General features: G+C 58.2%; 12 protein-coding genes and 1 pseudogene. 8 read left to right on the top strand and 5 right to left on the bottom strand.

The window, feature by feature from the left end; translation table 11 throughout:
• Positions 1–111: 111 nt before the first annotated feature.
• Together MJ8_RS07485 and MJ8_RS07480 are read left to right on the top strand one after the other, a co-directional pair.
• The gene (locus MJ8_RS07485) at positions 112–804 is read left to right on the top strand and encodes a corrinoid protein (RefSeq protein ID WP_201413783.1); all 693 of its coding nucleotides are present in this window, start codon (positions 112–114) and stop codon (positions 802–804) included.
• 68 nt (positions 805–872) lie between these two features.
• On the top strand, positions 873–1,907 hold the full coding sequence (locus MJ8_RS07480) for a GlxA family transcriptional regulator (protein ID WP_201413782.1): 1,035 nt from the start codon (positions 873–875) through the stop codon (positions 1,905–1,907).
• A gap of 136 nt (positions 1,908–2,043) precedes the next feature.
• Here MJ8_RS07480 and MJ8_RS07475 read toward each other — a convergent pair whose 3' ends face one another.
• Entirely contained in the window at positions 2,044–2,832 is a 789-nt protein-coding gene (locus tag MJ8_RS07475) for a DMT family transporter (protein WP_263649644.1), read from the bottom strand.
• A 394-nt stretch (positions 2,833–3,226) separates the two neighbouring features.
• Here MJ8_RS07475 and MJ8_RS32230 point away from each other — a divergent pair.
• Positions 3,227–3,436: pseudogene (locus MJ8_RS32230) on the top strand (IS66 family transposase); the annotation flags it as partial.
• 651 nt (positions 3,437–4,087) lie between these two features.
• On the opposite strand, the gene MJ8_RS07470 reads toward MJ8_RS32230, so the two are convergent.
• The 4 genes from MJ8_RS07470 to MJ8_RS07455 all read right to left on the bottom strand — a co-directional run bounded on the left by MJ8_RS07470 (position 4,088) and on the right by MJ8_RS07455 (position 8,072).
• Positions 4,088–4,849, bottom strand: a complete 762-nt coding sequence (locus tag MJ8_RS07470; protein ID WP_201413780.1) for an SDR family NAD(P)-dependent oxidoreductase — start codon at positions 4,847–4,849, stop codon at positions 4,088–4,090.
• A 119-nt stretch (positions 4,850–4,968) separates the two neighbouring features.
• Entirely contained in the window at positions 4,969–5,970 is a 1,002-nt protein-coding gene (locus MJ8_RS07465; protein WP_225248173.1) for an alpha-ketoacid dehydrogenase subunit beta, read from the bottom strand.
• Positions 5,960–6,988, bottom strand: a complete 1,029-nt coding sequence (locus tag MJ8_RS07460; protein WP_201413779.1) for a thiamine pyrophosphate-dependent dehydrogenase E1 component subunit alpha — start codon at positions 6,986–6,988, stop codon at positions 5,960–5,962. The genes MJ8_RS07465 and MJ8_RS07460 overlap by 11 nt, the downstream gene beginning before the upstream one ends.
• A 382-nt stretch (positions 6,989–7,370) precedes the next feature.
• On the bottom strand, positions 7,371–8,072 hold the full coding sequence (locus MJ8_RS07455; RefSeq protein ID WP_201413778.1) for a class I SAM-dependent DNA methyltransferase: 702 nt from the start codon (positions 8,070–8,072) through the stop codon (positions 7,371–7,373).
• A gap of 639 nt (positions 8,073–8,711) precedes the next feature.
• Between MJ8_RS07455 and MJ8_RS07450 the strand changes: the two genes are divergently transcribed.
• The 5 genes from MJ8_RS07450 to MJ8_RS07430 all read left to right on the top strand — a co-directional run bounded on the left by MJ8_RS07450 (position 8,712) and on the right by MJ8_RS07430 (position 13,801).
• Entirely contained in the window at positions 8,712–9,515 is an 804-nt protein-coding gene (locus tag MJ8_RS07450; protein ID WP_318528216.1) for an SDR family oxidoreductase, read from the top strand.
• Between the two features lie 211 nt (positions 9,516–9,726).
• Positions 9,727–10,533: an SDR family NAD(P)-dependent oxidoreductase gene (locus tag MJ8_RS07445; protein ID WP_201413776.1), complete on the top strand. Its 807-nt coding sequence runs from the start codon at positions 9,727–9,729 to the stop codon at positions 10,531–10,533.
• A 39-nt stretch (positions 10,534–10,572) separates the two neighbouring features.
• On the top strand, positions 10,573–11,595 hold the full coding sequence (locus MJ8_RS07440; protein ID WP_225248172.1) for a hypothetical protein: 1,023 nt from the start codon (positions 10,573–10,575) through the stop codon (positions 11,593–11,595).
• Positions 11,596–11,942: 347 nt separating this feature from the next.
• Positions 11,943–12,869, top strand: coding sequence for a phosphoserine aminotransferase (locus tag MJ8_RS07435; RefSeq protein WP_225248171.1), 927 nt, complete (start codon positions 11,943–11,945; stop codon positions 12,867–12,869).
• Positions 12,866–13,801: an HAD-IIA family hydrolase gene (locus MJ8_RS07430; RefSeq protein ID WP_201413774.1), complete on the top strand. Its 936-nt coding sequence runs from the start codon at positions 12,866–12,868 to the stop codon at positions 13,799–13,801. Before MJ8_RS07435 ends, MJ8_RS07430 begins: the two co-directional genes overlap by 4 nt.
• The last annotated feature ends 120 nt before the right edge of the window (positions 13,802–13,921 follow it).

Raw genomic sequence — 13,921 nt, 5'->3', positions numbered from 1 at the left:
CTTCGGTGGCGTGAGTCAATCAACTCCCAAGGCTTCGCCGGAAGCCTGGTCGGTACCCCAGCGAATGGGGTACCGACCTTCTTGTTCGACCAACGATGAGGCAAGCCCGACATGGCCGACGACGAGATCATCCTTTCCGAGCTTTCCGACGAGGAGCTTGTGCAGCAGATGCACGACGACCTCTATGACGGACTGAAGGAAGAAATCGAGGAAGGCACCAACATCCTTCTGGAGCGCGGCTGGCAGCCCTACACGGTGCTGACCGAAGCGCTGGTCGAAGGCATGCGCATCGTCGGCGAGGATTTTCGTGATGGCATCCTGTTCGTGCCGGAAGTGCTGCTCTCCGCCAACGCCATGAAGGCCGGCATGGCCATCCTGCGTCCGCTGCTGGCCGCCACTGGCGCGCCGAAGCAGGGCAAGATGGTGATCGGCACCGTCAAGGGCGACATCCACGACATCGGCAAGAACCTCGTCGGCATGATGATGGAGGGCGCCGGCTTCGACGTCATCGACCTCGGCATCAACAATGCGGTCGAGAAATATCTCGACGCCATCGAGCAGCACCAGCCCGACATCATCGGCATGTCGGCGCTGCTCACCACCACCATGCCCTACATGAAGGTCGTCATCGACACGATGAAGGAAAAGGGCATCCGCGACGATTATGTCGTGCTGGTCGGCGGCGCGCCGCTCAACGAGGAATTCGGCAAGGCCGTCGGGGCCGACGCCTATTGCCGCGACGCCGCGGTGGCGGTCGAGACCGCCAAGGATTTCATGAAGCGCCGGCATAACGCACGGGGCTAGCCGACGGTCAAAGCGTCGGCGTTCCGCGAGCCGAGCCACTGATCGCCATCAAGAGGACCTGTGATCTGATGAATGCGCCCTTTTTAGCAGGGGATGTTTCGCGCGTCGTGGGGTGGCACGCTGGTCGACCGCAGATCGACGGTCGTGACGAAGTGTTTCGGGTCAGCATCCTTGCGCTTCCGGGCTTTTCCCAACTCAGCCTATCTTCTTTCATAGAGCCGCTGCGCCTTGCAAATGTGGTCGCCGAACGCCGGTTCTTCGAATGGACGGTTGTAAGTCCTGACGGAGGATCGGTTGAATGCGCCAGCGGGTTAAACCTTGCGGTTGCCGGCGATTTTGCAGGAATTGCCGAAAGCATCCAGGCCTGCAAGGGGCCCAGCATGGTCATCGTTTGTGCCGGCGAGCGCGTCGAGCGTCAGGCCTCGGCATGCTTGAGCAAAGTACTTCGTCTGTGCAAGCGATACGGGACGCCGCTAGTGGCGCTGGGCACGGCGACATGGTTGCTGGCTGAATGCGGGGTGCTCGATGACAGCGCCTGTACAATTCACTGGGACAAGCGGGCGGCCCTTGCCGAGACATTTGCGCGCCTCCTGGTAACTGACCGCCTGTTCGTACGCGAAGCCCAATTGGCCACTTGCGCCGGCGAGTTTGCCTCCTTCGATCTGGTGATGGACATGATCAGCGAGCAGCTCGGCAAGGATGTAGCACTAGCGGTCTGCAGACATACGACGGCCGGGCACTGGCGCTCGGCATCCGACCGGCAATGGACGATAACCGCCAGCCAGACGGTCATCTCAAAGGCACTTGCCGATATAATCCGCATCATGGAGGAGCATGTGGAGGATCCACTTCCCCTGCATGACATTGCCCGATGCGTCGGACGCTCGCGCCGTCAGATCGAGCGGCTGTTCGCGCGCTGCGTTTCATCCTCCCCCATGCGCTATTATATGACCTTGAGGCTTGCCCGCGCAAAGCGTCTGATCCAGCAGACAGACTTGCCGATCGTCGAGATAGCCATTGCCTGTGGTTTTGCCTCGGCCTCGCATTTTTCAAAATGCTTCCGTCAGATCTACGGCTGTAATCCGTCAGCCTGTCGGGGCTGATCAGGTGCTTATTGCGCTCGCGCGTTGGCAAGTCCCGGCGCGTATCGCGGGTGCCAAACAGGCCATAGAGAAGCCTGAGCCCTTCTTCGTTTAACTGCCGGCTCGATTGGTGAGCCGAGCACGCCAGCAAGCGTGGCTAGAAGCTTCTAACTTGGCGCGAAGAGGCGAGTCCCCCGCCGACGATCAAGGTTGCGCCAACGAGAATACTTGCCGTGAGCTGGGCACGACCGAACGCGGCGAGGATCAAAATGCTGACCAGTGGAGTAGCGTAAGCGCAGACCGCAAGAACAACCTTGTCACCCCGGCGCAACCCATAGTCCCAGCAGAGGTTGCCGACCGCCAGCGGGAAGATGCCGGTGAAGATCACGCCGAAAAGGCTCAGGGATGTCGGCAGAGTCGTCGTCTCGATCATGAAATGTATAATGATGGCCGTTATGGACGAGACGGTCAGCCCGGCGATTAGAGCGTCTGGTGCGTCGGGGCCCTGCCATATTCGATAAACGCAGAAGATGGCCCAAGAGAACCCGCTTCCAAAGGCCAAGGCTACCCCTATCCACGATCCAGTCGCGAGATCAGGTCCGATGACCAGCACTGCGCCGGTCAGAGCCAGCAGCACGGACATGATGTGCCTTGGGGAAAACGCCATCAGCCCCAACGCAGTGGCAAGTACGACAAGGATAACCGGCCAGAGGTAGACGATGACGTTCGATTGGGCGGGCGCAATGAACTTCAGCGAGTAAAGGAAAAGGACATTTCCAACCAAGAGCCCCAGGGCCACCATTAAGATGGATACCAGTTGCTGATTGATCATCCGTGCCTTGGATGCCCGACGTCTCGAAAGCACATACAACGTCAAGGCGGCTACCGCATAGTTGATTGCCGAAAATTGAAATGTCGGGAGGCTATCGCTCGCAATTACCGCCATCAGAGGCCACAGAGCCCATAGCGGTACCGCCAGCAAGCCTATGATAGTCCAGAACCCCTTTCGTCGCGGTATCGACACATGCTCACTCCCTGATTGCCTGATACGCAAAACGCTGTGCGACCCCTCGCCTCCACGGGTGAAAGCGGGCTCGCCCCCTGGGAACCCGCAACCCAAGGGTTCATCTACATCGCAGCTTGGATGAGGTGTGCCTCACATTCTTGAGCAAGGCTTTGCTGGCGGCGGAGGTGCCAGATAATCTGCTAAGCTTCAGGTCTTCAAATGAGTATTTCTGGGGCCTCCGATAACCGCTTGTTATCGGGCCCGCCTGAACGCCGCCCCACCAGTTTAAATTGCAGCCGGTCTGGAGCCCACATGGTTGGCTTGAAAACTGCCAGATGGAAACAGGAACTGGATGACGAAGAATGCACCCCAAAGAGCGTTGCGCGGTGTAGCTTGCGGAAGAAGAGCTTGGCTCTTCGCCGGGTTCGATTGTGGCGTGGACTCCGCGGTTGCCACGCTGATCCTCATCAAGGCCGCGCGGCTTAACGACGCCAACCCCAAAGCCTGGCTCGCCGATGTCCTTCCCCTTCTGGGCGGGGCGCCGAACGCTATCTGCGCGATGGCGGCTTCCTGGCGCTCGTCCTGTCCTGTATCGCGCTCAATGCACCGGTGTTCGCGGGCATGCGCAACGGAAGTATGGAGCGGGTGAGGGTGGCGCTTACTGGAGGGCGGGGGCTGGAGCGCGTATGGCCGATGCGCGGCGCAATCGGGCAGCAGCACGACGAGCACTTGGTAACTGTTTGGAGAACGCGACCGTGCCGGTCGCCGCCAACCGTTCGGGCATTGGCCAACAACGCGCCCCAGAGGGGCCCGATACATTCAGCGCTTGGCAAAAATGGTGAAGGGGCGACAAGCGTCGTTGGACGATCATTGAGAGGCTCGGCGCGGTAGCTCGCATACCAATTCGCGAACAGCTTGTCCTTGGCATTCGCTGCCATTTTCGTCCGTAAGCGGCTCCTGCGGCATCGACCGGGCTCCAAGCTCCCCGTCTCCATCGCCCGGCGTTCACTCCAGGTAGCGTGGCCAGTTCAGGTGCATATCTAGCATTTCTCGTTTCAGGATGTGAACCGACGGTCGGAGCCGCGCGCCGCTTCGCCAAGTCGCCGGGCTTCGCCAAACGTGAACTCCCAGACCAGCCGCCTTGGGAGCGCTCATCCTGGCTTTGGCAGACAATGTCTCGACTGCGCCAGCGACGTTACCAACAGGTATAGCCCCCATCCACGACCAGAACTGCTCCCGTAATGTAACTTGAGGCATCGCTAGCCAGAAACTGAACCGCAGATGCCACCTCGTGCGGCTGGCCCAAGCGGCGCAGGGGAGTCCGATCGCACCACGCATCGACCACTTTCTTTGGATAATGATCGAGGACCTCAGACTGTACGAACCCAGGAGCGACAGCGTTCACTCGGACACCTGATCCCGCCCACTCGCATGCGAGTGTCTTGGTAAGCATGTTCACCCCCGCCTTGCTTGCATTGTAGGCTGTGACGACGTGTTCCTGTCGGGTAACGATCGCGCCGCACATTGAACTGATATTGACAATTGTGCCCGACCCACGCTCCGCCATCAGGGATCCGAACGCGCGGCTGCAATAAAAGACCCCATCCAAATTCACAGAGAGCACCGCTTGCCAATCCTCATCAGTGGTCTGATGCGTCGGGGCGGCGCGAGATATCCCGGCATTGTTGACAAGAATATCTGGGCAAGGGGCAATGTTAGCGGCGAGCCTACGTACGGCCCGCGAATCCCTGACGTCGAGCTGATAAATCCGCGGCTTCACGGGAAACCGTTCTGCAGCCTCGACCAGACGCGCCTCATTGGTACCAGTAAGGATTATCGCTGCGCCGGCGTGTTGCAGAGTAAGGGCGATCTGCAGGCCGATACCACGCCCTGCCCCGGTTATAAGCGCCGCTTTGCCGGTCAGTTCGAACTCATGGGAAGAACGCTCGGCTTTCATTGCAACCTCCCCCGTATACGTCAAGGCGTCCAATTCTCGCCTTTCTGCCTACTTCGTTGGGTTTAACACACGTCGACAAACGTCCCGTCGAGGTTAGCTAACCGACCTTTCTACGGCCCTCAGGTCAATCTGCGCACTGCAGCAATGACTTGATCCCTCGTGGGATAAAAATCCTTCTCGAGGCTCGGGCTGAAGGGAACGTGAATGTCCGGAGCGCTCAGGCGTATGATGGGCCGCTTCAAAAACTCGAAAGCTTCCTCCGCTATCACCGCGGCGATCTCACTGCCAACGTTGCAGACGCGGTGCCCATTCTCGACGATCACAACTCGTCCAGTCTTTGCGACTGAGGTTATGATGGTGCGATAATCGAGGGGCTTTAAGGTACGTGGGTCAATCACTTCGACCGAAATGCCTTCCTTGCCGAGCGCGTCGACAGCGTGCATCGTGGGCAGAACGGCACCCGCTATCGCGACAACCGTTACGTCCTCTCCCTCCCGCTTAATGTCCGCTTTTCCAATCGGGATTAGATGGTTCGGGTCAACAGGCACATCGCCGATGACTGACCACAGGCGAGTGTCTTCGAAGACGAGCACCGGATCGCCGTCGCGAATGGCTGATTTCATGAGCCCCTTAATGTCGGCGGCGCAGGTGGGACTGATGATCTTGAGACCGGGCACATTCATGAAGAGCGGATAGGGTCGATCGGCATGCTGCGCAGCCTCGGAACCCAAGCAGTACATGCAGCAACGAAATACGATCGGAATCTCGATCTGACCTCCGGTCATATACCGCAATTTCGACGCCTGGTTGATGATTTGATCCGAGGCGAGATAAACGAAGCTGGCGCCCGAGAGGTCTACTATCGGTCGCAACCCATTGATGGCGGCCCCAATACCCAGTCCGGTGAAGCTGCCTTCTGAAATTGGGGTGCTCCAGACACGATCTTTGCCGAAGCGTTCAATCAGTCTTGTCACACCGTGGGCAGCGACATCTTCTCCCAGTAAGACGACGCGCTGATCACGATCCATCTCCTCCAGCTGAGCTTGTACGAGCGCCTCGAGATACGACATCCGCACATGCACATGGGCGGTCGCGCAATCTCTGTGGACGTCAGCTTCCATTAGAACAATTCCCCTCGAGCGTACCTACAATGCTGTAATCACTTGGCAGCGAGTTGAAGAGGTAATTAGGTAAGGTTTCGGGACGAGGCATAGGGCTTTGCAGACCAAATTCCACCGCCTGCTTGACCGCATCCCGGACTTCCTCCTCAATTGCGCTCAGACACGCTTCACTCACCCCCTCGCCGAGTAGCAAAGCTCGGTATAGCAAGATCGGATCTCGATCGCGGATGAACGCCTCCACCTCGTCGGCCGACCGATAGGGCCGGCCGGGTATCGCCAAGCCAACGTTGTGCTCATCGAACCGATAGGTGTTTGCTACTATGAGAGTTGGCCCGCCTCCCGCGCGGGCTCGCGTGACCGCTTGTGCCGCAGCCTCGAACACCGCGCGCACGTCCTGTCCGTCCACAGTCACCCCCGGCATGCCGTAGCCCGCCGCGCGTATTGCGATGTCGGGTTGGCCGTGGCTTTCGGCCACCGAGGTGATCATTGCATAACCATTGTTCTCGCAAAGGTAGATGACGGGAAGCTTCCATAGGGACGCCATGTTGAGGCTCTCATGGAATGTACCTTGGTTGACCGCCCCGTCGCCAAAGAAGCAGAGGCTGACCTGATCGGAGCCGCGCAACTTGGCACTGAAGGCGCACCCAGTGGCAAGGGGGATACCGCCTCCAACGATACCTGACTCGCTTATTATGCCGACCGACTGGTCCGCCAAGTGCATTGAACCGCCGCGACCCTTGCAGATGCCGCTCACCTTGCCCATCAGCTCGGCCATCAGCGCGTCGAGACTCGCGCCTTTGCCTATCGGGTGCCCGTGCGAACGATGCGTTCCAGTCATGGCGTCGTCATCTCGCAGTGCGAGACATGCCCCCACGATGGTAGCTTCCTGGCCCGCGCTGGAGTGGAACCAACCAGGGACGCTGCCGCTATCGAATTGACGGGTGCCCTCTTCTTCGAACAGCCGGATGCTGAGCATCCTGCGGAAAGTCTCTAGCCGCTGAGCGCCTTTGGCATCCATAATCAAACTTCACCCATTCCAGGAGGGCGCTTAACGCCCGTAGAAGTTCTGCGGTGAGCCCACCCACTCGTTCTTTCCTTATGGCAAACGCTCACGTCACTTTGGCTCTTCTCGACAAGTGCCGAGCGCGCCAGACCATCTCAGCATTCATATCGTTGGCCCCACATTAGTTTTTCCTCGCGCACATCCAGCGATCTGTCCTTCATTGACACCCTATCCGTCATTCGACGCGCGCCCCGTCAAATCTACTCAAAGGTCAAGCTTTGGTTGGCGCGTCGGCCGGAAGGGCCCGGCACACATGCAAACGCGCCCGAGGGACGCCGACAAGAAAATCTTCCCGTAGGCATGTGAGTTTGCCCGGTTGAGCCGTGTATCAACGACTTCACGAACAGACCGTTCTGGATGCGGTCGCAGGCACCTGCAGAACCCAGTAGTGTCCGTCCTCTTGCTCGAGGTAGCGACCATTCTTCAGACATTGGACCAGCCTGAGGACACCTTCATCTTGGAGGAGCCGCACCTCACTTTCAAAGGACGTCGCGTCCGCGTAGCTCTTGCGGGTGCTTGCAACTATGAAGCCTGCTGGGCGGGTGATGCGAGCCAGTTCGCGCAATCCATGAGGTCGAACGTGCCCGAGCGTGAACACGCCGCAGCAGACGGTTAGGTCATAGCTTGCACTGGCGAAGTCGGAGACAAGTCCGTTGAGGTCGACATTGCCGCGGACATTACGGTACATGCCCGTTTGCCGGGCCTTTTCAGCCATGGCTTCGGAAAGATCGAACCCGTCGATCAACCCGAAGCCGAGGCGATTCAGCTCCACCCCGACAAGTCCTGTTCCGCAGCCAGCGTCCAGAATCGGGACGGCATTTCGCGGCCCATCCAAATAGGCGTTCTGCATGGCTCCTGCCAACTCCGCCACAATCGCAGGCCCGCAGTACCCGACGCGGACCTGATCCTGATCGAACGTATTCGCCCACTCGCGATATAGTTGAGCCAAGCGGACGGAATCGCCGTTGAGCGCATGAGAGACCCTGATGCGCTCTCGTGCGGCTTGCTCTGCCGCTGCTTTTGGATCCGTACTGCTCATCTAAGGTCCTTTTCTTGCTGTCTTCGTCATCGGCGCGTCCGACCATTCGCGGCTTGCTGGCGATCACAAACGCAGCATCAAAACTCATGCCAATTGACGGATATGTCGAAGAAACCGTCTTTCCCGCGTTTTCAGCTGTCTGGGCCGGCTTCAAACGAGAGCTTGGCTGACAACCAATGTCGTGGACACGTCAAGGCCTACAGAATGTCAGAGGCGGCGAGCCATATTGCTCCTTCAAAATCGCGTAACTCACAACAGATGAGGAGCGGTTTCACGCGCTCGGCAGTTGGTCTTCACAAGTTGCCGCTTGCCAAGTGGCCGCTGCACGATAGACCGTGTTGACCGGAGTGCTCCTGCAAGCGACGGCAACCGGCGAGACCGGCCTACTGTTGCGCGAGTAGGCTATTCATGCGCGGTCTTTGTTGCCGACATCGCCCCTGCCCGCTTGCCGCGGAACATTGAATGCTGGGAAGGTAGTCTTCGCGGACTGGCAGCACTTCGATTGGACAGGATGCGAGCAGTATCAAAACCGCCAGAGGCTGCATGATAACGACACAAGTGTCCGGAAGCCGACATCATCGGGTTTGATCGGCAGCGCTATTCCGCTTGTTCTACACAGCCTTTGGATTGGCACGACTTATGCTGGGATGTCTGCGATGGCACCAAAGAGGACATGAAATGGATTTAGGGCTTGGCGGCAAGGTGGCAATGGTAGCGGCCGCGTCCAGCGGCTTAGGTTTGGCAACCGCTGAGGAATTGGCCAACGAGGGCTGTCGCCTTTCCATTTGCGGGCGGGATCCGACGCGATTGTCAAGAGCATCCGATCGGCTGCTCGCAGCAGGCGCCGAAGTGCTGGCACGCCCGACCGACGTTACCGACTGCGCGGAGACAACGGCCTGGATTACAGAAACAGCGCAACATTTTGGATGTATCGACATCTTGGTGACGAATTGCGGAGGCGTCCCTGCCGGGCCACCCTCGGCCATGAAGTCTAAGGATTTTGACAATGCCTTCGATCGGGTGCTGTTGCCATCGGTAAACCTGATTAACGCCGCCTTGCCGTATCTGCGTCTCTCACCGGCGGGACGAATATTAATGCTAGCATCCGAAGCTATCGTTCGCACACCAACACATTTCGTGCTGTCGGGTGTCGCACGAGCGGGACTGGTGCCCTACTGCCACGCCCTCGTTCAGGAACTGTCGGGGGAGAGTGTCACCGTAAACGTGCTCGCCCCTGGAGCACACAGCACGGCTATTCATGAAGCCAATCGTTTGGGAGACCACGCGGAGGCCATCCGTGCCCTTGAGGACAGGACGCCCGCCCGACGCCTCGGCCACCCTTCCGACTTCGCGGCAGTTGCTGCATTCCTGGCTAGCGCCCGTGCCTCTTATGTCAATGGAGGCCTAATCGTCATTGACGGGGGTCTAAGCGCAACAGTCTGAACAAACGGGCACGCATCAGGATCTGTTGAATGGGAGGCCAATGCAGACGGGGCGATCACCTATTGCAATCGATTCAATGTCCATCCGAGGGCTCGCGATGGCTCAAACGTGAGAACTACCCGGTTAACGTGGCGTCTGGCGGTGCCCTTCACGCCAAGCTTGGCTTCCGGGACGTTGGTCTGCACCAAAGCGGAGAAGTGAGCGATCCATTATGACCCACACAACCCCTAATTCCGGCGTTGGCCCTGAAGGATATCGAGAGCTCTTCGGCGTTGATGGCAAGGTGGTCTGCATCTCAGGCTCAAGCCGCGGTCTGGGAAAGTCACTCGCTACGTGCTTTGGAAAGTTGGGGGCGACGATAGTTCTTTCGTCACACAACAGCGAGGAATTGACCGAAGCCGAGGCGGAACTCGCGCACCTGGGGATCAACGTCTGCGCTATTCGCGCTGATGTGCAGTCGCACGGTGATTGCGGGGCACTGATCAGTGGTGCGGTCGACCGATTTGGGCGCATCGACGTGATGATCTGCAATGCCGGTATCGACATCATCAAGCCAGCACAATGCTACGAAGAGGCGGAATGGGACGAAATCGTCGATACGAACCTGCGTGGTTATTACTACTGTGCCAAATTCGCCGCCAGAGCGATGCTCGATCAAGGGGGCGGCAGCATCATCATGACTTCCTCCGTCGCCGGTTCGCTCGGAATCCCTGGGCTCGCCGTCTATGCTGCAACCAAGGGCGGGGTGAATCAGTTGACGCGCACCCTGGCGGTGGAATGGGCCAACAAAGGTATTCGCGTAAACGCTGTTGCGCCTGGATTCATAAATAACTTCATGGATGGCGCACACCAAAATATCGATAGCTCTTATCAGCGCCGCGCTTTGGCGCTCACGCCTATGCAACGCCGCGGAGACTTAACTGAATATTTCGGCCCGTACATTTTCCTTGCGAGCTCGGCCGCCTCCTTCGTAACGGGTGAGATTCTCTATGTCGATGGGGGTTATGCGGCGAGCTGACTAGATCTTCTGCATCCATGGATTAGCCGGGATTTGATGATGTCGAACATAGAGCGAAGTGATTTAAGCATCCTAGACTGTACGTTGAGGGACGGCGGCTATTACACCGATTGGAATTTCCCACCGGATCTCGTGTCAGATTATGTCGGCATCATCAACACTCTTCCGATTCAAATGGTAGAACTTGGGCTAGCTGGAAAGCCCGAGAACCACGGATACTTTGCCAATCTGACGAGCAGCAAGACCCGAAAGGTGGCGGCTGCTCTCTTGGTCGAAGCATGTGTGATGATGGACGCCAAGGATGTGCTTGCGAGTGAACTGCCGCTGCCCCTGGCCGTCAGCCGCCTGACAGAAGGACTGGAGCCGGGTGCTATCACGACCATTCGTATAGCGACGCATTACAAGAACTTGGCTGCCTCCGGGAAGATTTGCGACGAGCTGTCTCGCAGGGGGTTCCGCGTGTTCATGAATCTCATGCAAATCGACGCTGCCAACGCAGTCGAGATTGAGACGTGCCTCAAAGAGGCAGAACAAGTCGAAACCGTTGAGGTCTTGTACATCGCCGATTCATTTGGCTCGATGACGCCGATCCGAGTTGAGGCCCTTGTCAGTAGGTTTGCAGCGCGACTTAAACCTGCGATTGGCTTCCACGGCCATGACAATCGCGGGTATGCGCTGGTCAATTCGCTGAAAGCCGCGATGGCAGGAGCGAGCTGGATAGACTGCACCATGGGAGGCATGGGCCGCGGGGCAGGCAACACAGCCAGTGAGCAACTCCTGCCGATGCTTGCCGGTCTAGATCCGTCCATGGAAAGAGGACTCCTTGAACACGTGCTGCGTCACTTCGATCCGCTCCGCAAGCAGCATGGCTGGGGCAGCAGCGCGGCTTATCAGTTCGCCGGCTCAAACTCTATCCATCCGACCTATGTTCAAAAGCTTCGTGCCGGCGGGACGCGAACCGACGCAACGATCATCAGCCGACTTTCAAGCTTGAGCGCTGACGAAAGGGCAACTTTCGTCGATGAAAAGCTGTCGGCGTTGACGGAACAAGACATCACCTGATCGTTGATAGCTTCGTTGAGGGTGCGGGTCTTCGCAGTCCGGAGGAATCCATGAGTTTGGCACATGCAGCAGGGAAACCTTCGGCTCTTCCCAGCGATCCCCGGTTTTCATCTGGCCCTTGCCGTAAACATCCCGGTTGGAGTGTTCACCCGGCCATGTTGCGCTACATGGGGCGAAGCCACAGGAGCTCCGAGGGTGCAAAAAGGCTCGCGGCGGTAATCACGCGCATGGGTTGTTTGCTTGGGCTGCCCGATAGCTGGCTCTGTGGAATCGTGCCCGGTTCGGGCACTGGGGCCTGCAGCATGGCCTTGCAAAATCTACTCGGTCCAGTTCCAGTCGAGACATTCTTGTCAGACAGTTTCTCACACTATTGGGCACATGAGATCGATGCGTTGGCCCTGGCTCCTCAAAGGCGGCACAGCTGTTGCTATGGAGATTTTCCGAACACCAGCGGGATCGATGCGGATCACGACATCGTTGTGGTGCTGAACGGCACCAGCAGTGGCGTTTGCCCACCCGATCTCGATTGGATCCCTCGGGATCGCGAAGGTCTTGTAATCGCGGATGCCGTCTCGGCCGCATTTACGAGGCACATCGACGTCGACCGCGTGGATGCTCTGTGCTGGTCATGGCAGAAGGCGCTGGGTGGCGAGGGTGGCCACGGTATGATCGCACTCTCCCCTAGGGCGCAGGGTCGGTTGAAGGCAGGCGTAGGCAGGCCTGTAGCCAAGCTAATGAGGCTACACAATTCCGACGGATCAGTGAACAGTGCCTTCTTTGGCGGCAGGACGATCTCGACGCCCAGTATGTTCGCGGTTGAAGATATCCATTCAGCGCTCGACTGGGCCGAAGCGTGCGGTGGATTGCCTGCGCTTGTGAACAAGGTTGCCGACAACTATTCCGTGATGGCCGACTGGGTGAAGGCTACTTCTTGGATCGATTGGCTTTGCGCCAATCCGGCAGCACGCTCCAGCTGCTCTATTACTCTTAGGCTTTCACCAGAGCCGCCGGGCGGCAGCGAGGAGAAAGACCGTGCCAAGATCGTCAGCGGCATGATCCGGCTCCTCGAAGCGGAAGGCGCTGCTTTGGACATCTGGAGTTATGGTGATGCCCCACCAGGATTTCGAATATGGGCCGGCCCCACGGTCGAGGCTGATGACTTGGCGGTGCTATGCGAGTGGCTAGACTGGGCTTACAGCCAAATGTGCGAGGCCGGCACAATGTCCAAAAAGATAATCGCGCCCAGTCACAAACTGGCTTACGGCGAATCATGATCAATACTCGAAAGGCCGGAGCGACCGACATCGCCGACCGGCTGCCGGCGCCTCAGTGTCCTTCTTCAGCTTTGGCAAATTGCTACGAGGCTATACTGTTCGATGCGACAGGAACGCTTATCAGCGAAAATACCGCTCTTCCTGGTGCTGCCGATCTCTTGGCGGCACTGAACGTGCTCGGCCCACCATATTACATAGTCACCAATATCAGCAGTGGATCGAATGAGGCAATCTTCACGCGTCTTTGCCGCGCCGGGCTTCCGATCCCGGCGGTCGATCGTATCGTGTCAGCAGGAGGTGTCGCACGGCGTCGCGTGCTCGAGGAGTTGGCATCTGGGCGACAAGTTTCCTACCTCGGAAGCGCGCATGCTGCACATCAGGTTTTTGGCCAACACCCAAATCTTCATTGCGCCGACATAGGCGAGACATTCGACACGCTGGTCGTACTCGATGACGAAGGCTTCGATTTCAAACGAGCTGCCGACCACATTCTCTCCACTTTCCAATGCCGGCTGGTCGAGCTCGGCGAGATGCCCCGTTTGATTATCGCAAACGCGGACAAGATCTATCCCAATGGGCAAGGCTCTCTCGTATTTGGACCAGGCATAATAGGGCCAATGCTTCAAGCTGGGCTGGCACCCTTCGGAGCTCCTCCTATAACAGCGGAGTTCATGGGAAAGCCTGGAAGAGCGATTTTCGAGGAGAGCATCGCTCGGGCCGGCACCGATCGTCTTTTGATGGTGGGCGATCAGATCGATACCGATATAAAGGGCGCGAAGGCCGCCGGGCTCGATGCGGTTCTCGTAAGCACCGGTTTCAATGGTCGCGTGTGCGAAGAGGAGAACAGTGCTCCCGATTATGTGGCAAAGAGCCTTCTGCAAATTTTCGACGGCAGCTTATCATGTCAGCAATTGCCCTCTGCAAGCGACTGAGGATGGCATGAGCCTACAGGATCCCTTCTCAAAATGCAGCGGCGCCAACTCACCCGCTCGTTTCTAAGCTCTGTCTGTCGGGCAGAATGGTCCGCACGCCCTCTTCTCGCCATAGCCGCC

It is taken from the genome of Mesorhizobium sp. J8 (genome assembly GCF_016591715.1).
GTDB lineage: Bacteria > Pseudomonadota > Alphaproteobacteria > Rhizobiales > Rhizobiaceae > Mesorhizobium.
The sequence above is the reverse complement of the archived record's forward strand: the minus strand, read 5'-3'. Positions and strand labels throughout refer to the sequence as shown.